General features: G+C 67.5%; 17 protein-coding genes. 14 read left to right on the plus strand and 3 right to left on the minus strand.

What is annotated here, in order from left to right:
- Positions 1-82 precede the first annotated feature (82 nt).
- The 5 genes from metH to FPL11_RS05995 are packed head-to-tail and all read left to right on the plus strand — an operon-like array spanning position 83 to position 7,734.
- Complete coding sequence (gene metH, locus FPL11_RS05975; RefSeq protein ID WP_144347818.1) at positions 83-3,784, plus strand: methionine synthase; 3,702 nt, start codon at positions 83-85, stop codon at positions 3,782-3,784.
- 59 nt (positions 3,785-3,843) lie between these two features.
- On the plus strand, positions 3,844-4,428 hold the full coding sequence (locus FPL11_RS05980) for an invasion associated locus B family protein (protein ID WP_159308451.1): 585 nt from the start codon (positions 3,844-3,846) through the stop codon (positions 4,426-4,428).
- Positions 4,429-4,468: 40 nt separating this feature from the next.
- The gene (locus tag FPL11_RS05985) at positions 4,469-4,792 is read left to right on the plus strand and encodes an HPF/RaiA family ribosome-associated protein (RefSeq protein WP_110882544.1); all 324 of its coding nucleotides are present in this window, start codon (positions 4,469-4,471) and stop codon (positions 4,790-4,792) included.
- The gene (locus FPL11_RS05990; protein ID WP_144347820.1) at positions 4,793-7,048 is read left to right on the plus strand and encodes a sulfotransferase; all 2,256 of its coding nucleotides are present in this window, start codon (positions 4,793-4,795) and stop codon (positions 7,046-7,048) included. It begins immediately after the preceding gene.
- Positions 7,045-7,734 (plus strand): DUF2334 domain-containing protein, encoded by a 690-nt coding sequence (locus tag FPL11_RS05995; RefSeq protein ID WP_144347821.1) that lies wholly within the window; start codon positions 7,045-7,047, stop codon positions 7,732-7,734. The genes FPL11_RS05990 and FPL11_RS05995 overlap by 4 nt, the downstream gene beginning before the upstream one ends.
- Here FPL11_RS05995 and FPL11_RS06000 read toward each other — a convergent pair.
- Positions 7,706-8,311 carry a superoxide dismutase gene (locus tag FPL11_RS06000; RefSeq protein WP_144347822.1) on the minus strand — a complete coding sequence of 202 codons (606 nt, stop codon included), beginning with the start codon at positions 8,309-8,311 and terminating at the stop codon, positions 7,706-7,708. The genes FPL11_RS05995 and FPL11_RS06000 overlap by 29 nt on opposite strands.
- A 175-nt stretch (positions 8,312-8,486) precedes the next feature.
- Here FPL11_RS06000 and FPL11_RS06005 point away from each other — a divergent pair, with 175 nt between their 5' ends.
- A complete protein-coding gene (locus FPL11_RS06005; RefSeq protein ID WP_144347823.1) occupies positions 8,487-9,068 on the plus strand; it encodes an SHOCT domain-containing protein in 582 nt (193 codons plus the stop codon).
- A 14-nt stretch (positions 9,069-9,082) separates the two neighbouring features.
- The gene (locus tag FPL11_RS06010) at positions 9,083-9,613 is read left to right on the plus strand and encodes a DUF2058 family protein (protein WP_144347824.1); all 531 of its coding nucleotides are present in this window, start codon (positions 9,083-9,085) and stop codon (positions 9,611-9,613) included.
- On the opposite strand, the gene FPL11_RS06015 is transcribed toward FPL11_RS06010, so the two are convergent.
- Positions 9,574-11,688, minus strand: coding sequence for a S9 family peptidase (locus FPL11_RS06015; RefSeq protein ID WP_144347825.1), 2,115 nt, complete (start codon positions 11,686-11,688; stop codon positions 9,574-9,576). The two genes, FPL11_RS06010 and FPL11_RS06015, sit on opposite strands and share 40 nt — an antisense overlap.
- On the minus strand, positions 11,688-12,581 hold the full coding sequence (locus FPL11_RS06020; RefSeq protein ID WP_235011935.1) for a DMT family transporter: 894 nt from the start codon (positions 12,579-12,581) through the stop codon (positions 11,688-11,690). The genes FPL11_RS06015 and FPL11_RS06020 overlap by 1 nt, the downstream gene beginning before the upstream one ends.
- 137 nt (positions 12,582-12,718) lie before the next feature.
- Here FPL11_RS06020 and FPL11_RS06025 point away from each other — a divergent pair, with 137 nt between their 5' ends.
- From FPL11_RS06025 to cysT, 7 genes are all read left to right on the plus strand, one after another.
- A complete protein-coding gene (locus tag FPL11_RS06025) occupies positions 12,719-13,210 on the plus strand; it encodes an FKBP-type peptidyl-prolyl cis-trans isomerase (protein ID WP_144347826.1) in 492 nt (163 codons plus the stop codon).
- A 14-nt stretch (positions 13,211-13,224) separates the two neighbouring features.
- On the plus strand, positions 13,225-14,010 hold the full coding sequence (locus FPL11_RS06030) for an ABC transporter ATP-binding protein (RefSeq protein WP_144347827.1): 786 nt from the start codon (positions 13,225-13,227) through the stop codon (positions 14,008-14,010).
- Entirely contained in the window at positions 14,007-14,711 is a 705-nt protein-coding gene (locus FPL11_RS06035; RefSeq protein WP_144347828.1) for an ABC transporter ATP-binding protein, read from the plus strand. The genes FPL11_RS06030 and FPL11_RS06035 overlap by 4 nt, the downstream gene beginning before the upstream one ends.
- Positions 14,712-14,717: 6 nt before the next feature.
- Positions 14,718-15,578: a branched-chain amino acid ABC transporter permease gene (locus tag FPL11_RS06040; RefSeq protein ID WP_110882533.1), complete on the plus strand. Its 861-nt coding sequence runs from the start codon at positions 14,718-14,720 to the stop codon at positions 15,576-15,578.
- A complete protein-coding gene (locus FPL11_RS06045; protein ID WP_110882532.1) occupies positions 15,578-16,510 on the plus strand; it encodes a branched-chain amino acid ABC transporter permease in 933 nt (310 codons plus the stop codon). Before FPL11_RS06040 ends, FPL11_RS06045 begins: the two co-directional genes overlap by 1 nt.
- A gap of 161 nt (positions 16,511-16,671) precedes the next feature.
- Positions 16,672-17,676 (plus strand): thiosulfate ABC transporter substrate-binding protein CysP, encoded by a 1,005-nt coding sequence (gene cysP / locus FPL11_RS06050; protein WP_144347829.1) that lies wholly within the window; start codon positions 16,672-16,674, stop codon positions 17,674-17,676.
- Positions 17,636-18,490: a sulfate ABC transporter permease subunit CysT gene (gene cysT, locus FPL11_RS06055; protein WP_144347830.1), complete on the plus strand. Its 855-nt coding sequence runs from the start codon at positions 17,636-17,638 to the stop codon at positions 18,488-18,490. Before cysP ends, cysT begins: the two co-directional genes overlap by 41 nt.
- Positions 18,491-18,493: the final 3 nt, after the last annotated feature.

Below are 18,493 nucleotides of genomic sequence, written 5' to 3' on the forward strand. Positions count from 1 at the left end.
GCATTATGCATCGCCACTGGCTGGGGTAAAGCGCCGGATGGCGTATACTGCCCGGTCAACCCCTCTATGCGGAGACGACTTGATGGCGGATCGCGTCCAGCGACTGCGGGAAGCGCTCAACCAGCGCATCCACCTGCTCGACTGTGCCATGGGCACCATGATCCAGGCCTGCGAACTGGCCGAACCCGACTTCAGGGGCGAACGGTTCGCCGACCATCCCCGGGACCTGAACGGCAATAACGATCTGCTCGTGCTGACCCGCCCGGATATCATCGAGCAGATCCACCGCGACAACCTCGCGGCCGGTTCGGATATCGTCGAGACCAACACCTTCTCGGCCACCACCATCGCCCAGGCCGACTACGGGCTCGAGCACCTCGCCCGCGAGATCAATGTCGAGGCCGCGCGGATCGCCCGCCGCGCCTGCGATGAAGCCGAGGCCCGAACCCCGGATCGACCGCGCCTGGTGGCCGGCGCCATCGGCCCGACCAACCGCACCGCCTCGATCTCGCCCGACGTCAACGACCCGGGCAAGCGCAACGTCACCTTCGACGAGCTCAGCGTCGCCTACCGCGAGGCCGCGGAGGGCCTGATCGAGGGCGGCGCCGATCTGCTGCTCATCGAGACGATCTTCGACACCCTCAACGCCAAGGCCGTGATCTACGCCCTCGAGGCGCTGTTCGCCGAGCGGGGCGAGCGCTGGCCGGTGATGATCTCGGGCACCATCACCGACGCCTCCGGGCGCACCCTGTCGGGCCAGACCACCGAGGCATTCTGGAACTCGGTGCGCCACGCCCAGCCCTTCACGGTGGGGCTCAACTGCGCGCTGGGCGCCGATCTGATGCGTCCGTTCGTCCAGGAAATCAGCCGCGTCGCCGACACGTTCGTGACCATCTACCCGAACGCCGGGCTGCCCAACGAATTCGGCGAGTACGACCACTCCGCGGAGTTCATGGCCGGGATCATGAAGGAGTTCGCCGAGAGCGGCTTCGTCAACATCATCGGCGGCTGCTGCGGGACCACGCCCGAGCACATCCGCGCCCTGGCGCGGGCCGTCGACGGCATCCCGCCACGGCCCGTGCCCTCGCCCGAACCGGCCATGCGCCTGTCCGGGCTCGAACCCTGCAACATCGGCGACGACGCGCTGTTCGTGAACATCGGCGAGCGCACCAACGTGACCGGCTCGGCACGCTTCAAGCGCCTGATCATGGAAGGCGATTACGACACCGCGCTCGAGGTGGCACGCGACCAGGTCGACGGCGGCGCCCAGATCATCGACGTCAACATGGACGAGGGCATGCTCGACGCCACCGAGGCGATGGAGAGCTACCTCAAGCTGATCGCCACCGAGCCCGAGATCGCCCGGGTGCCGATCATGGTCGACTCCTCCAAATGGGACGCCATGATCGCCGGGCTCAAGTGGATCCAGGGCAAGTCCGTGGTCAACTCGATCTCGCTCAAGGAAGGCGAGGCCCCGTTCCTCGCCCAGGCCACCGATCTCAAACGCCATGGCGCCGCCGTGGTGGTGATGGCCTTCGACGAGCAGGGCCAGGCCGACACCTACGAGCGGCGCATCCAGATCTGCCAGCGCGCCTATGAACTGCTCACCGGGCGGATCGGTTTTCCGGCCGAAGACATCATCTTTGACCCGAATATCTTCCCGGTGGCCACGGGCATCGCCGAGCACGACCGCTACGCCGTGGACTTCATCGAGGCGACGCGCTGGATCAAGAACAACCTGCCCCACGCCAAGGTCAGCGGCGGGCTGTCGAACCTGTCGTTCTCGTTCCGCGGCAACAACGCCGTGCGCGAGGCCATGCACTCGGTGTTCCTCTACCACTCGATCCGCGCCGGGCTGGACATGGCGATCGTCAACGCCGGCCAGCTCGAGGTCTACGACGACATCGACCCCGAGCTGCGCGACCATGTCGAAGACGTGGTGCTGGCGCGGCGTGACGATGCCACCGAGCGGCTGCTGGATCTGGCCGAGCGCTACAAGGGCCAGGGCGGCCGGAAAAAGGAAGAGGACCTGGCCTGGCGCGAGCAGCCCGTGGCCAAGCGCCTGGAGCACGCGCTGGTCAAGGGCATCGCCGATTACACCGATGACGACGTCGAGGAGGCGCGCCAGCAGTTCAACCGCCCCATCGAGGTCATCGAAGGCCCGCTGATGGACGGCATGAACGTGGTCGGCGACCTGTTCGGCGAGGGCAAGATGTTCCTGCCCCAGGTGGTGAAGTCGGCACGGGTCATGAAAAAGGCCGTCGCCTATCTGCTGCCCTACATCGAAGAGGAAAAGGCCGCGAATGGTGGCGGCGACGACGAGCCCGCCGGGCGCATCCTGCTGGCCACGGTGAAGGGCGATGTCCACGACATCGGCAAGAACATCGTCGGCGTGGTCCTGCAGTGCAACAACTTCGAGGTCACCGACCTGGGCGTGATGGTGCCCGCCGAGCGGATCCTGGATGCCGCCGTCGAGCACAACGCCGATGTCATCGGCCTGTCCGGGCTGATCACGCCGTCGCTGGATGAGATGGTCAACGTCGCCAAGGAGATGCAGCGCCGGGGCATGTCCACCCCCCTGCTGATCGGCGGCGCCACCACCTCGCGGGTGCACACCGCGGTCAAGATCGACCCGCGGTATGACCAGGACGTCATCTACGTCAAGGACGCCTCGCGTGCCGTCGGAGTCGCCAGCAACCTGGTCAGCGAGACCCGCTACGAGGCCTTTGCCGCCGACCTGCGCGAGGAATACGAACGCGTGCGCAAACAGCACGAGGGCCGGCAGCGGCGCCATAAGTGGCTGGACATAGAGACCGCCCGCGCCAATCGCACGCCCATCGACTGGCAGGCCTATACTCCGGTGCAGCCCGTCGCGCCCGGCATCCACGAAATCGAGCCCGCCCTCGATGAACTGGTGGACTACATCGACTGGACGCCGTTTTTCCATGCCTGGGAACTGGCCGGCTCGTACCCGAAGATCCTCGACGACGAGATCGTCGGCGAGGAGGCGCGCAAGCTGCATGCCGACGCCGTCGCCATGCTCGAGCAGCTGGTGGCCGAAAAGTGGCTCACCGCCCGGGGCGTGTTCGGCCTGTTCCCCGCCAACGCCGTCGGCGATGACACCGAGCTCTACACCGGCGAGGACCGCACCGAGGTGCTGACCACGCTGCATCATCTGCGCCAGCAGAATGAAAAGCCCGACGGCCGACCCAACCAGTCACTGGCCGATTACGTCGCCCCGCGCGAGACCGGTCACGCCGACTGGATGGGGGCCTTTGCGGTGACCACGGGACTGGGCATCGATGCACCGGTGGCCCAGTTCGAGGCCGACCACGACGATTACAACTCGATCATGGTCAAGGCCCTCGCCGACCGGCTGGCCGAGGCCTTCACCGAGATGCTGCACCAGCGGGTACGCCGCGAGTTCTGGGGCTATCAGCCCGACGAAAGCCTCGACAACGCCGCCCTCATCGCCGAGAAGTATCGCGGCATCCGGCCCGCGCCGGGGTATCCCGCCTGCCCCGACCACACCGAAAAGGACCGACTCTGGTCACTGCTGGATGTTGAGAACCGGATCGGCCTGCGCCTGACCGAAAGCCGCGCCATGTTCCCCACCGCCGCGGTATCGGGCTGGTATTTCGGCCATCCGGACAGCCGCTACTTCGGCGTCGGGCGCATCTATCGCGACCAGGTCGAGGACTATGCCCGGCGCAAGGACATGCCGGTCACCGAGGTCGAGCGCTGGCTCGCCCCCAACCTCGGCTACGAGCCGGACGAGGGCTGATTTGCATGCACGCCCCAGTCCGGCAGACTGGGGGCACTCAAAGGCAATCGAGAGACATCATGAAGCGAGTGACTGCCCGCGCGGCCCTGTTTGCCACCCTGTCCAGCCTGATGCTGCTGGTGCTCACCGCCGGCACCGCGGGTGCCCAGAGCGAGGGGACCGATTCCGCCCTCGAGCCACAGGCGGAGCGGCCCCAGGCCGAAGTCCGCGAGCGCAATCAGGACTGGATCGTGCGCTGCCAGCCGGCCCCGGAAGACGCCTTCGGCGCCGGCGAGTTCTGCGAGATGTACCAGCAGGTGAGCGAGCAGGAAAACGACCAGACCGTCCTCGAGGCGGTGATCGGCTTCCCGCCGGATTCCGACCGGCCGGTGGCCCTGTTCAACCTGCCCCTGGGCATGCTGCTGCCGCCGGGCGTCGCGCTGAGTATTGACGGCGGCGAGGCCGAGCGGTTTGCGGTGCAGATCTGCCTGCAGGCCGGCTGCCGCACGAGCATCGAGCTCGGCGATGACCTGCTCAGCCGCATGCGCGCCGGCGAGCGCGCCACCCTGACCATCGCCGATCCGCAGAACCGCGAGGTCGAGATCCCGCTGTCGCTGCTTGGCTTCAGTGCGTCACTCGACACGCTGCGCGAGAACCGGCCCTGAGGCCGGCCTGTCATTCACGCACGAGGAGGGTCTGATTCCAATGGAACTGATCATCAACCCGGGCGACGGGGTGCATCTCTCGGATGCCCTCCGCGACCACGTCCAGCACAAGCTCGAGCCGGTTGAGCGCAAGCACGGCGAGCGCCTGACGCGCATCGAGGTGCACTTCAAGGACGACAACGCCGGCAAGGGCGGCGCCGATGATGTGCACTGCCTGCTCGAAGCCCACCCGCGCGGCCGCGACCCGCTGGTGGCCGAAGCCGTCGCCGAGGATGCCTACACCGCCGCCCACCAGGCCGCCGGCAAGCTGGACCGCAGTCTGGCGCACCACTTCGGCAAGGATGATCGCGTCCGGCGGCACTGAGTGATCCGCGTCATCACCGACTGGCTCGGGCTGATCGGCTCGGGCCTGATCCCCGTTCGCGACGGCGTGTTGCGCAACGGGCCGCGGCGCTGGGCGGTCACCCTGTTGCTGGGAGGAGGCCTGCCCTTCGCCCTTGCCTACTACGCCCTGGGCCTGGGCCTCGACGAAGTCCTCTTCCGGCGCTACCGGCGCCAGCCCGTCCGGCGTCCGGTTTTCATTCTGGGGGTGCCACGCAGCGGCACCACGGCGCTCCACGAAGCGCTTGCCCACGATCCCCGCTTCACCACCCAGCAGACCTGGGAATGCCTGCTCGCCCCGGCCATCAGCCACCGCTACGCCTGGCACGGACTGGCACGCCTCGACCGACGTCTGGGGCGGCCGCTGCAGCGCCTGGCCGGTGCCCTCAACCGCCGCTTTCTGGCCCCGCTCACCGATGCCCACCCCATCGCGGCCCGCGCGCCCGAGGAAGACTATCTCAGCCTGCTACCGTGGCTGTCGGCGTTCATCCTGGTGGTGGCGTTTCCCGACAGCCGCCGACTGTGGCGCCTGGGCCGCGGCGACGCCGCACTCACCGAGGCCGAAAAACGACGCCTGATGCGCCACTACCGGCGCAACATCCAGCGCCACCTGTTCTTTCATGGCGGCCAACGCACCTATCTGGCCAAGAACGCCAGCCACGCGACCCTGGTGGCGACGCTGCAGACCGCCTTCCCGGATGCACGCTTCATCGCCTGCCTGCGCGATCCCGCCGAGGTCGTCTCGTCGCAGCTCTCAAGCCTTGCCCCGGGGCTGGAGGCACTGCATGGGCACATCCACCGCGGTGCCCTCGCCCGGCGCATGCTCCGGCAGCTGCATTTCGGCTATACCGAACTGCTCTCGGTGCTGCCCCGACGCGCCGCCGGTCGCGCCGTGCTGATCCCGCTGCCCGCCCAGCGCCAGGGGCTGGCCGCCACCCTGCGCGAGACCTATGCCGCCCTCGACCTGCCCCTGGACCCGGCCTTTGCCGGGCATCTCGAGACCCTCGATGCACGGGCGCGCCAGCATCGCTCGGGGCACCGCCACGCCCTGGGCGACCATGACCTGGACGCCGACACCATCGCCGAGCGCTTCGCCGACATTCGTGCGGCCTTCGACTTTGCCGCCACCCGACCGCTCAAGGCCGAGGAGGCGACGCCGATGGATCCTCGCCCGCGGGTACTGGTGGTCTCGGACGCCGCGCCCCAGCGCAATGGCGTGGGCACCTATTACAGCGATCTCATCGAACATCTGCGCGACAGCGTCGGTGACATCGCCCTGATCGCCGCCGGCGACCCGGCGCATCCCCGCCGCCACTGGTTCGAGACCGGCCTGCCCGGCGATGCCACCCAGCGCATCGCGGTGCCGGCGCCACGCGCGTTCTGGCGCAGCCTCGAGGCCTGGCGGCCGGACACGCTGATCGTAGCCACCCCCGGGCCCTACGGCGTACTCGCCGCCCTGATGGCGCGACGCCTGGGCGCGCGGCTCATCTTTGGTCTGCACACCGACTACGAGGCGCTGGCCACCCTTTACTGGGGCCGACTGCGAGGCTGGCTGAACCGCGCGCTGATGGCGCGGGTCAATGCGGTGGTCTTCCGGCGCGCCGCGGTGGTGGTCAGCAACTCGGCGCATATGCACCAGCTGGCCCGCGACAAGGGCGCCCATCACGCGGTCCGCGTCCATACCCCGGTCCCCCGGGCGTTTCTCGACACACCCGTGGCAGCGCTCGAAACCCCGCCACGGCGGATACTGTTCGTCGGCCGGCTGGCGGCGGAAAAGCGCGTCGAATCGGTGATTGACGCCGCCGCGGCCCACCCGGGGTGTACGGTGCGTATCGCCGGCGACGGCCCGCAGCGCGGCACCGTCGAGGCGGCCGCCGCGCGGCTCGACAACCTCGAGTACCTGGGCTGGCTGGATCGCGGCGCCCTGCTCAGCGCACTGGACGCCAGCGACCTGCTGGTCCTGCCCTCTCAGGTCGAGGCATTCGGCACGGTCGCCCTCGAAGCCATGGCCCGTGGGCGGGTGACGCTGGTCTCGCCGGGCTGCGGGATTGCCGACTGGCCGGAGTTTGCGCCGGGTCTGCGGGTGATGGGCGCCGACGAGACGGTCGAACAGGCCCTGGAGCGGCTTTTCAGCGAACCCCCGGCGGCCCTTGCCGACTGTGCGGCCACGGCCCGGGCCCAGGCGGTCGCCATGACCCGGCGCTGTCTGGATGAATGGCAGGCGCTGATCCGGCCATGAGCCACCCCGCCGTCTGTCTGAGCATTCACGATGTCATGCCCGACACCCTGACCCCGGTGACGGCCCTGATCGACCGCTGCCGGCGCCATGGCTGGCCGCCCCCCACCCTGCTGGTGGTGCCCGGACGCGACTGGGACCGCGCCGGTATCAGCCAGCTGCAGCGCTGGCAGGCCGACGGCCACCCCCTGGCCGGCCACGGCTGGCGGCACGCCATCGACGGGTTCGGTGGGATGGGGCATCGTGTCCACAGCGCGCTCATCTCGCGCCGCGTGGCCGAGCACCTGAGTCTGGACGCCGAGGGCATCCTCGCGTTGATGCGGCGCTGTCACGCCTGGTTTGGCCAGCATGACCTGACCCCCGACGGGCTTTATGTGCCGCCGGCCTGGGCGCTCGGCGCCCTACCGCTGCGACGCCTCGACGAGCAGCCGTTCAGCATGGTGGAGACATTGCGGGGGATTCATTCACGCGCCGATGGGCGCTGGCGCTATCGGGCGCTGCTTGGCTACGAGGCGGGCAACCGCCTGCAGAAGGCGGCGCTGCAGGTGAGCAACGCCGTCAACCGACGCCGCGGGCCGGCGGCGGGGCTGCGCATCGGGCTGCATCCCCATGATGCGCAGCTGCCGCTGGCGGGCGCCATGGACCGGGATCTGGCGCGGTTCAGCCCGCGTCCGCCAGCAGGCGGTTGACCTCGTCCCAGTTCACCACGTCCCAGAACGCCTCGACATAATCCGGGCGACGGTTCTGGTAGCGCAGGTAATAGGCGTGCTCCCAGACATCAATGCCCAGCACCGGGTGGCCCGGCTGCTCGGCGACGTCCATCAGCGGGTTGTCCTGATTGGGCGTCGAGGTGACCTTGAGGCCCTCCGGCGTGTGGATCAGCCACGCCCAGCCCGAGCCGAACCGGCCCAGTGCGGCGTTGGTGAACGTCTCGCGGAAGGTCTCGAACGAGCCGAACGCCGCGTTGATGGCATCGGCCACCGCGCCATTGGGCGCGCCGCCCCCGTTGGGCGAGAGCATCCTCCAGAACAGCGAATGGTTGTAGTGCCCGCCGCCGTTGTTGCGCACGGCCGTCGGCAGGGCCGAGACACCGGTCAGCAGCGACTCGAGCGGCTTATCGGCGTGCTCGGTCCCCTCCACCGCGGCGTTGAGTTTGGTGACGTAGGTGTTGTGATGCTTGGTGTGGTGGATCTCCATGGTGCGCGCATCGATGGAGCGATCCAGTGCATCATAGTCGTAGGGCAAATCCGGTAGCGTAAAGGCCATTTGGATCTCCTTTTGCGGTTTCAAGGACGGGGGCCGCTGCGGCCCGATCCCGAAATCGTACCCCCGCAGTCCCATTTTGGCCAGTATCGGGCTGGCCAAGTATCGGGCTGGCCAAGCCCCGCCCCCATCGGCAATACTCACGGGTTATAGATCCCGTTGTCATCGGAGTCCGATCATGGTTTTTCCCAAGTCCCTGCCCATTCTCGCGGCCTGCCTCGGCCTTGGCGCCTGCAGCATGCTGCCGGGCATCAGCGACGGCGATCCGGCGGACCCCGCCCGCGCCGAAGCCGAGGCCCCGTCGGCGGCCGACGGGTTCATCAGCCGCGTCAGCACGCCCGAGCTCACGGTCAGCACCGACGCGCCGGGCAACGAATTCCGTCAGGTGGATCAGTTCACCCGCTACGCGCGGGTCAACTGCAATATCGCCTCGCAGCGTGACGCCGGCCTCGAGACCATCGTGCGCAAACTCCGCGACGAGGCCGCCGCGGGCAATGCCGACTACCTGCGCATCGTCGGCGCCGGGCCGTTCTACAATCGTGGCATCTGCGACGAGTCCCAGCTGCAGCTGAGCGGCACCGCCTATCGGCGCGACACCGGCGGCACCAGCGGTCAGGTCGGCGGCAGCGCGGCGTCAGCCCCGGCCACCGACTCGCTGGCCGGCCGGCTTGAAGAGCTCGAGGCGCTGCGCGATCGGGGTCTGATCAATCAGAATGAATACGAACAGCTCCGTGAGCGGGTTCTCGACGAAGCCTACTGAAGGGTCCAGGGCACATGAGTGACAGCCTGCGCGATCAGCTGCTCAAGTCGGGTCTGGTCGACGAACAGTCGGTCAAGAAGACCCGCAGCAGCAAACGCAAAAAGCGCCGTCGCGGCGAAACCGATGCCGAACAGGCCGCCGCCAGCGACGCCGCCGCCCAGCGCGAGGCCGACCGCCGTGCCCGCGACCGCACCCTCAATGCCCGCCGCCAGGAAGAGCGGCGCCAGCACGAGGCCGAACAGGCGGCGCGGCAGAAGGTCCTCGACGCGCAGATCCGCCACGACGGCGATGAGCGTTTTCAGTTCAGCCACAACGGGCGCATCCGCCCGATCCACGTCAGTGCCGCCCAGCGCCGCGATCTGGCGGCCGGACGGCTCGCCATTGCCCGCACCCGGGGGCGCTACCGGCTGATCCCGGCGGACATCGTCGAGTTCGTCCATGCCCGGGCGCCGTTTCTGATCGCCTGGACCGCCGAGCAAAGTGGCGGCGATGATGAGGACGATGCCTACGCCGACTTCCCGGTCCCCGATGATATGATCTGGTAGCTCCACAGCAGAAAGGCGTAGCGGTAGGCGACCTCCTCGAGGTACTGGAAACGCCCGCCCGGCCCGCCGTGGCCAGCGCTCATGTGGGTGTGCAGCAGCACCGTCCCGGCGGGTCGGCCTTCGCTGCGCAGCCGGGCCACCCACTTGGCCGGCTCCCAGTAGGTCACCCGCGGGTCCGACACCCCGGCGGTCACCAGCAGATCCGGGTAGGCCCGCGGCGCGATGTTGTCGTAGGGCGAATAGGCGGCGATATCGGCATAGGCGCGGGCACTGTCGATCGGGTTACCCCACTCCGGCCACTCCGGTGGTGTCAGCGGCAGGTCGGGATCGAGCATGGTATTGAGCACATCGACGAACGGCACATCCGCCACCGCCGCCTGGAACAGCTCGGGGCGCTGGTTGAGCACCGCCCCCACCAGCATGCCGCCGGCACTCCCGCCATGGGCCGCGATCCGCCCGGTGCCGGTGTAGCCCGCCTCGATCAGTGCCTCGGCGCAGGCGATGTAATCGCTGAAGGTATTGGCCTTCTCGGACAGCCGCCCCTGGCGGTACCAGCGATAGCCGCGCTCCTTGCCCCCGCGGACGTGGGCAATGGCATAGACGAAACCGCGATCCACCAGTGACAGTCGATTGGGACTGAAGCCGGGCAGATCACTGATGCCATAGGCGCCATAGCCATAGAGCAGCAGCGGCGTGTCGGCGTCGGGCTGCAGGTCGCGGCGGTGGAACAGCGAGATCGGCACCCGCTCGCCATCCGGTGCGGTCGCCATCAGCCGGCGTGACACATAGGCCGCCGGATCATGCCCCGAGGGCACCGCCTGGGTCTTGCGCAGCAGGCGCTCGCCGCTGCGCATGTTGTAGTCGAACACCTGGGCGGGTCGGGCAAAGCCGCTCACCCCAAAGCGCAGCCAGTCAGTGCGGTACTCAAGCCCGCCCATCAGGCTCACTTCAACGCAGGGGTCGGGCTGATCCAGGACCTGCTCCGCGCCACTCGCGAGGGCCCGGATCACCAGCCGCGACTCGGCATCCTCCAACTCCTGGCGCACCAGCCAGTCGGCATAGACACGCATGCCCTCGATCAGCCGCCCGGGGCGGTGCGTGACCAACGGCGTCCAGTCGCCGCGGCCGGTGCTGGCGATCGGCGCACGGGCGATCATGAAGTCCTCGGCGCCGTCGGCGTTGGTGTGAATCAGCCACTCATCGCCATGATCGCTCACCGAATACTCCACGCCGCGCTCGCGCGGGGCGATCAACTGCGGCTCGGCGGCCGGGCGGTCGGCCGGCAGCCAGCGCACCTCCGAGGTGGTGTGATCGTGACTGTCGATGATCAGGAAGCGGCCGCTTTCAGTGCGCTCCACGCCCAGGAAAAAGCCGGCATCGGTCTCGGTGTAGACCGCCTCGTCGGCATCGGCCGGGGTGCCCAGCACATGCCGATACACCCAGCGCGGGCGATGCTCGTCGTCGATGACGGTGTAGAGAAACGTCTGCCCGTCACTGGCCCAGGCGATGTCGCCACGCGCCGGCTGGATGACCTCGGCCAGGTCCTCGCCCGTCGCCAGATCCCGCACCCGCAGGCTGAACGACTCGGCGCCGGCGCGATCCTCAGCCCAGGCCAGGTAGCGGTGATCCGGACTGTGCGCGGCGCCGCCCAGCTGAAAGTAGTCGCTGCCCTCGGCCTCGGCGTCGCCGTCGAGCAGGATCTGCTCATCGCCGCCCTCCCGCGGACGGCGGCACAGCAGCACATGCTGACCGCCCTCGCGGTAGCGCGAGTAGTAGGCCCATGGGCCATCGGGGGCCGGTACACTGGAATCATCCTCGCGGATGCGCCCGCGCAGCTCGGCGACCAGCTCGGTGCGGATCGCCTCAAGCGGCGCCATCACCGAATCGGCATAGGCGTTTTCCGCGCTCAGGTAATCCCGGATCGCGGGGTCCAGGCGCTCGGGCTCGACCATCGCCTCGCGCCAGTTCGGATCGCGCAGCCAGGCATAGGGATCCTCGCGGGTGATGCCGTGGCGGGTGTCGGTCACCGGCTGGCGCGCAGCCACCGGCGCAGGGGTGCCAGGCGTCGTCGCCATCAGGTTTTCTCCTCTTTGAGGGCAAGCATGGCGTGCACCGCCACGGTCAACAGAATCACGGATCCGCCCACGGCGGTCAGCGACGGCACCGCCTCACCGAGCACCCACCACACCCAGATCGGCGCCAGCACGGTCTCGACCAGCAGCGCCAGGCTGACCTCGGGCGAGGGCAGGTAACGGGTGGCCACGGCCAGCATCACGGTGGCAAGCGGCATCTGCACCACCCCCATCAGCGCGATCACCGCATAGCTCTCGGCACTCAGGGCCAGCGGGTTGGCGAAGGCGACGGCGGTGAGCGCGGCGAGCACGCCCGACAGGCAGATGAGCGGCAGCCGCGGCACCGCCGGAAACCGGCGTAGGATGGTCAGATGCGCACCCACCGTTACCGCCAGGGTCATGGCAAAGAAGTCCCCCAGACCGGTGCCGCCGCGCATGCCGCCGCCAAACACCACGATCACCCCGGCCATGGCCGCTGCGATGGCCACCCAGGTCCGCAATGGCACCCGCTCGCGCAGGAACAGCGCCGAGAACAGGGCGGCGAAAAACGGCGACGCCGCCAGGATGACCACCGTATTGGCGGCCGCCGTGTAGGTCACCGACAGCACGAACAGCGTGGTGTTGCCTGAGAGCATGACCACGCTCAGGCCGATCAGCCAGCGGTCGCGCCGCCGTGGCGGCAGGTGCAGGCGCTGGCCACTGACCAGCATCCAGGCGGCCAGGGTCAGGGCGATGAGCGTGCCGCGCCAGAACACCACATCCCAGTGCGGCGCATCGGCCAAGCGCACCAGCAGGGCATCAAAACTGATCAGCAGCACGGCACCGCCGGCCAGCATCAGGCCGCGGGCATGATCACTCGCCTGCGCAAGCGTTGCGCCGGGTGTGGGGACAGCCAAGGACTTACCTCCCGGGAGTTGTCGGACAGGGCGGAAAGGCTAGCGCCCCCATGCCGTAATGGCCAGCCACCGAGGTTTGTCCGGTGATTGGCGGGCGTTTACACTAGCGCTTTAATTCAATAGATCCAGAGGATTCCATGCAGATCGAAAAGAACGCGGTGGTTGCCATCGACTATACCCTGCGCGACACCGAGGGCGAGGTGCTCGACGCCTCCCCCGAAGGCCAGCCACTGCAGTACCTGCATGGCGCCGGCAACATCATCCCCGGGCTCGAGAACGCCCTCGAGGGCAAGACCGCCGGCGAGGATGTCGACGTGAGCATTCCGCCGGAAGAGGCCTACGGCGAGCGTGATGACCGCCTCCAGCAGGACGTGCCCAAGAGCATGTTCGAGGGCGTCGACAACGTCGAGGCCGGGATGCGCTTCCAGGCCCAGACCCAGTCCGGCACCCAGGTGGTGACCGTGGCCGCGGTCAGCGGCGACAACGTCACGGTGGATGCCAACCATCCCCTCGCCGGCCAGACGCTCAACTTCAAGGTCAAGGTCTCGGACGTGCGCGAAGCCTCGGCCGAAGAGCTCGAGCATGGCCACGTCCACGACGGCGACAGCGACGGCGAAGCGGCGGAATAGCCTAGGGCCACCCCATGATCGAAATCGAGCGGATCTCCCGGGCATTCGGTGGCCTGCAGGCAGTGCGGTCGGTTTCGTTCACGGTCGCCGAGGGCAGTGTCACGGGGCTGATCGGCCCCAATGGCGCCGGCAAATCGACGCTTTTCAGCATCATTGCCGGCGCCCTGGCACCGGACAGTGGTGTCGTGCGCCTGCGCGGCGAGGACATCACCGGCCTGCCCACCCATCAGCTCTTCCATCAAGGGCTGGTGCGCACCTTCCAGATCCCCCATGAGTTTTCGCGCATGACCGTGCGCGAGAATCTGATGGTGGTGCCGGCCCGCCAGCGGGGCGAAAACCTCATCCACAGCTGGCTGCGCTGGCCGCGGGTCATCGAGCAGGACCGCGCCATCCTGCGCCAGGCCGACGAGGTGCTCGACTTTCTTGAGATCGGTCACCTGCGTAACGAGCTGGCCGGCAATCTCTCGGGGGGACAGAAAAAACTCCTCGATCTGGGCCGCACCATGATGACCGACGCCAAGGCGGTGCTACTCGACGAGCCAGGTGCCGGGGTCAACCGGACGCTGCTCGGTAAGCTGGCCGACGCCATCGAGCGGCTCAACCGCGAGCGCGGCTATACCTTCTGCGTGATCGAGCATGACATGGACCTGATCGCCCGGCTGTGCGACCCGGTGATGGTGATGGCCAACGGCGAGCTGATCGCCGAGGGCGACATGGCGACGCTGCGCCGTAATCCCCAGGTCCGCGAGGCGTATCTCGGCACCGGCGTCAGCGGTAACGCCGGCGGGGTCGCGTCATGAGCCTGCTGAGTGCCGAGGCGCTATACGCCGGCTACGGCGGTGTCGACATCCTGCGCGACCTGCACCTGCGGGTGGAGGCCGACGAAATCGTGGTCATCATCGGACCCAACGGTGCCGGTAAGTCCACCGCCATGAAGGCGATGTTCGGGCTGGTGCCCATCCGCAGCGGTCAGGTGCGCTATCGCGGCGAGGCCATCACCAACCGCCCCGCCGAGCGCATGGTCAGCCGCGGCATCGCCTACGTCCCCCAGGAGGCCAACGTGTTCCCGTCCCTGAGCGTGGTGGAAAACCTCGAGCTGGGCGCCTATGTGCTGCGCGGCCCCAACGGCCCGCGCATGGAGCGGGTCTTCGAGATCTTCCCCCGGCTCAAGGAGCGCCGCCACCAGCAGGCGGGGGTCATGTCCGGTGGCGAGCGCCAGATGGTGGCCATGGGCCGGGCGCTGATGGTCGAGCCGACGCTGCTGATGCTCGATGAACCCACCGCCGGGCTGTCACCGCGGCTGATCGACGAAACGTTCGAGCGCATCCGCGGCATCAACCAACTGGGCATCGGCGTGCTCATGGTCGAGCAGAACGCCCGTCAGGCCCTGGCGGCCGCCGATCGCGGCTATGTGCTGGCCACCGGCGAGAACCGCTACGAGGACACCGGCCCCGCCCTGCTCGCCAACACCGAAGTCGCCGAAATGTTTCTGGGTGGATAGGCGCACATGATCGAGATCATCCAGCTGCTCATCAACGGCATCCTGCTCGGCAGCATTCTGGCACTGGGCGCGGTGGGGGCCACCATGATCTTCGGCGTGCTGCGCTTCGCGCATTTCGCCCACGGCGATTTCATGGCGATCGGCGCGTACTTCGCACTCACCGTGGTGACGGTGTTCAACCTGCCGGTGCTGGCGGCACTGCCCGTGGCGATGCTGCTGACCGGTGGGCTGGCGATCCTCATCGACCAGGTGGTCTATCGCCGCATCCGCCGGGTGCAGCCGGTGATCCTGCTGATCGCCTCTTTCGCCACCGCGCTGGTCCTGCGGTCCTTCATCCAGATGGTCTGGGGCGGCAGCAACCAGGTCTATGAGGCGGGCATCCAGCTGCCGCTGCGATTCGGTCCGCTCACCGTCAAGCCCGATCACCTGCTGATCTTCGCCGCGGCGGCGGGACTGGTGCTGATCGTACACCTGTTCCTCAGCCGCACCCGTATGGGCAAGGCCATGCGGGCGATGAGCGACAATATGGACCTGGCCCTGGTGACCGGTATCCCCGCCAACCGGGTGATCATGTGGACCTGGGGGATCGGCGGCGCGCTGGCCGCCGCGGCGGGCGTGTTCCTGGGCATGGACACGCGCCTGCATCCGGTCATGGGCTGGACACTGCTGCTGCCGATCTTTGCCGCCACCATCCTTGGCGGGATCGGCCGCCCATATGGCGCCATCCTGGGCGGCCTGGTGATCGGCTGCGCGATGGAGCTCTCGACACTGGTCATTCCCGGGGCCTACAAGCCGGCGGTGGCGTTCGCCATCATGGTGGCCACGCTGGTCTTCCGGCCCCAGGGCATCATTAAGGGGAATGCCTGATGGACATTGCGGGACTGAGCGCCTACGCGGTGTTTTTTCTGAGCCTGGTCGGCATCTACGCGATCATGGCGCTGGGCCTGAACATGCAGTGGGGCATGACCGGGCAGTTCAACATCGGCATCGCCGGTTTCTTTGCCGTGGGCGCCTATACCACGGCCATTCTGACCACCGCCCCGGCCGAGGGCCGCGTCGGTGGCTTTGATCTGCCGTTTGGGGTGGGACTGGTCGGGTCAGTGATCGCCTGTATCCCCGTGGCGTGGCTGGTGGCCCGCATCACCGCACGGCTGCGTACGGATTATCTGGCCATTGCCACCATCGGCATCGCCGAGATCATCCGCCTGTTCTTCGTCAACGAGGGCTGGCTGAGCAACGGCACACGCGGTATCCCCGGCATCGAGAAACCCTTCGGCCTGGGCAACAACGGATACCTGTTGATCATCGCCGCGTTCGTCGCGGTCACCTGGCTGCTGGTGGAAATCGCCCGGCGCTCGCCCTGGGGCCGGGTGCTGCGGGCCATCCGCGATAATGAACCGGCCACGGCCGCCGCGGGCAAGGACATCGCGCGATTCCGGCGGCAGGCGTTTGTCACCGGTTCCTGCCTGATGGCACTCGGCGGCGGGCTGTATGCCCACTTCGTCGGCTTCGTCAGCCCGGAGGCCTTCCGTCCGCTCTATGGCACCTTCCTGGTCTGGGTGATGCTCATCGCCGGCGGCAGCGGCAACAACCTGGGCGCCATGCTGGGGGCGCTGGTGGTGTGGCTCATCTGGTCGTCCACCGAGATGATCGCCGGGCTGGTGCCCACTGCGCTGATCGGCAGCGAAAGCGCCTTCCGCGTGTTTCTGATCGGCATCCTGCTGCAGATCATCCTGGTCAGCCGACCGCAGGGTCTGCTGCCGGAGAAACGCCCGCCGATGCCCGGCGAGAAACGCTGACGGCCATCACCCTATAACTCAGGGTTTTAAGCTGAGTCCGAATCCGTCTGCTCGATCCATTGTGGCTGAGCGACTGTCCGACTATCTTCCGGTTCTAACGAGACACTTTTTATAGTTCAAAAGTGCATATTGAACCGTCGACAATCGGAGCATTCATCGCCATGACCCAGACGACCAGATCCCTGATCACCGCGCTCGCGCTGGCCATTGCCGTTACGGCACCGGCCTCGGCGCAGACCCGCGAGCTGCTGAACTCCTCCTACGACATCGCCCGGGAGCTGTTCGCCGACTACAACACCCTGTTCAAGGCCCACTGGAAGGAGCAGACCGGCGAGACCGTCACCATCCGCCAGTCCCATGCCGGCTCGTCCAAGCAGGCCCGTGCGATCCTGCAGGGGCTCAAGGCGGATGTTGTGACCTACAACCAGGTCACCGACGTCAACATCCTCGCCGAGCGCGGCCGTCTGATCCCGACGGACTGGGCTGACCGGCTACCCAACAACAGCTCGCCTTACTACTCGACCATGGCCTTTCTGGTCCGCGAGGGTAACCCGAAGGATATCGACAACTGGGATGATCTGGTGCGCGAGGATGTTGACCTGATCATGCCCAACCCCAAGACCTCCGGGAACGCGCGCTACACCTTCCTCGCCGCCATGGGCTACGCCCAACAGCGCTTCGGCGACGATCCCGAGCGCATCGATGCCTTCCTGAGCGATCTGCTCGAGCGGGTGCAGGTATTCGACTCGGGCGGGCGTGGCTCAACCACCACGTTTGTCGAGCGGGGCCTGGGTGATGTGCTGCTTACCTTCGAGTCCGAGGTCAACAACATCGCCACCCTGCATCCCGACCAGCGCTTCGAGGTCGTAGTGCCCGAGGTCAGTTTCCGTGCCGAATTCCCCGTCACGATGATCGATGCGAACGTTGAAGCCAACGGCACTGAGGATCTGGCGCGGGCCTATCTCGAGCACCTCTACTCCACCGAGGCGCAGCGTCTGCTGGCCGGCTTCAATTACCGGGTCCACGACGATACCGTCCAGGCGGAAAACGCAGACCGGTTCCCTGACGTCGAACTGCTGAGCGTCGAGGAAATTGCGGGCAGCTGGGACAACGCGATGGAGATCTTTGCAAGCGGAGGCAGACTCGATCAGCTCCAGCGTCGCTAAGCGCGTCCTGCCGGGGTTTGGTCTGAGCCTCGGCGTCTCGCTGTTTTTTCTCGGCCTTGTCGTCCTCCTGCCCATCACCGGTCTGTTCATCCGAGCAGCCGGGATGGGCTGGGAGGCGTTCTGGTTCGTGATCAGCGACCCGCGGGTGGTGGCCGCCTTCCGGGTCACCGTCCTGACCGCGCTGGCAGCATCACTATTCAACTGCGTGTTCGGGGTCCTGATGGCCTGGGTACTGGTACGCTATTCATTTCCGGGGCGACGTCTGCTGGATGCCCTCATGGATCTGCCCTTCGCCCTGCCCACGGCGGTGGCCGGCATCACTCTGGCAGCGCTGTTCGCCGAGAACGGCTGGTACGGTCAGGCCCTGGCTCGGGTGGGCATCGAAGTGGCCTACACCCCGCTTGGCATCATAGTGGCCATGGCATTCACCAGTGTGCCGTTCGTCGTGCGGACTGTGCAGCCGGTACTCGAAGATCTGCCCGGTGAGGACGAGGAAGCGGCCATGAGCCTGGGCGCCTCGGACCTGACGGTGTTTCGGCGCATCCTGCTGCCCAGTCTGTGGCCGGCGATCGTCACCGGCGGTGGGCTGTCTTTCGCGCGTAGCCTGGGCGAGTACGGAGCGGTGATCTTCATCGGTGGCAACTCGCCGTATATCAGCGAGGTGATCAGCCTGATGATTCTCGTGAGACTCGAGGAATACGACTTCCCGGCGGCCAGTGCCATTGCGGCGGTGGTCCTGACCGCTTCGCTGGTACTGCTGCTGTTGATCAACATCTGGCAGGAGCGCAGTGTGAAGCGCCTGCACGGGGGCTAGCCG

Source organism: Spiribacter aquaticus (assembly GCF_007625215.1).
Taxonomy (GTDB): domain Bacteria; phylum Pseudomonadota; class Gammaproteobacteria; order Nitrococcales; family Nitrococcaceae; genus Spiribacter; species Spiribacter roseus.

Excerpts from the sequence above, each read along its gene's own strand:
- FPL11_RS06010 (WP_144347824.1), top strand. The coding sequence starts at position 9,083 with ATGAGTGACAGCCTGCGCGATCAGCTGCTCAAGTCGGGTCTGGTCGAC.
- FPL11_RS06015 (WP_144347825.1), bottom strand. The coding sequence starts at position 11,688 with ATGGCGACGACGCCTGGCACCCCTGCGCCGGTGGCTGCGCGCCAGCCG.
- FPL11_RS06030 (WP_144347827.1), top strand. The coding sequence starts at position 13,225 with ATGATCGAAATCGAGCGGATCTCCCGGGCATTCGGTGGCCTGCAGGCA.
- FPL11_RS06025 (WP_144347826.1), top strand. The coding sequence starts at position 12,719 with ATGCAGATCGAAAAGAACGCGGTGGTTGCCATCGACTATACCCTGCGC.
- cysP (WP_144347829.1), top strand. The coding sequence starts at position 16,672 with ATGACCCAGACGACCAGATCCCTGATCACCGCGCTCGCGCTGGCCATT.
- FPL11_RS06035 (WP_144347828.1), top strand. The coding sequence starts at position 14,007 with ATGAGCCTGCTGAGTGCCGAGGCGCTATACGCCGGCTACGGCGGTGTC.
- FPL11_RS06045 (WP_110882532.1), top strand. The coding sequence starts at position 15,578 with ATGGACATTGCGGGACTGAGCGCCTACGCGGTGTTTTTTCTGAGCCTG.
- FPL11_RS05980 (WP_159308451.1), top strand. The coding sequence starts at position 3,844 with ATGAAGCGAGTGACTGCCCGCGCGGCCCTGTTTGCCACCCTGTCCAGC.
- FPL11_RS06000 (WP_144347822.1), bottom strand. The coding sequence starts at position 8,311 with ATGGCCTTTACGCTACCGGATTTGCCCTACGACTATGATGCACTGGAT.
- FPL11_RS05995 (WP_144347821.1), top strand. The coding sequence starts at position 7,045 with ATGAGCCACCCCGCCGTCTGTCTGAGCATTCACGATGTCATGCCCGAC.
- FPL11_RS06005 (WP_144347823.1), top strand. The coding sequence starts at position 8,487 with ATGGTTTTTCCCAAGTCCCTGCCCATTCTCGCGGCCTGCCTCGGCCTT.
- FPL11_RS06040 (WP_110882533.1), top strand. The coding sequence starts at position 14,718 with ATGATCGAGATCATCCAGCTGCTCATCAACGGCATCCTGCTCGGCAGC.
- FPL11_RS05985 (WP_110882544.1), top strand. The coding sequence starts at position 4,469 with ATGGAACTGATCATCAACCCGGGCGACGGGGTGCATCTCTCGGATGCC.
- metH (WP_144347818.1), top strand. The coding sequence starts at position 83 with ATGGCGGATCGCGTCCAGCGACTGCGGGAAGCGCTCAACCAGCGCATC.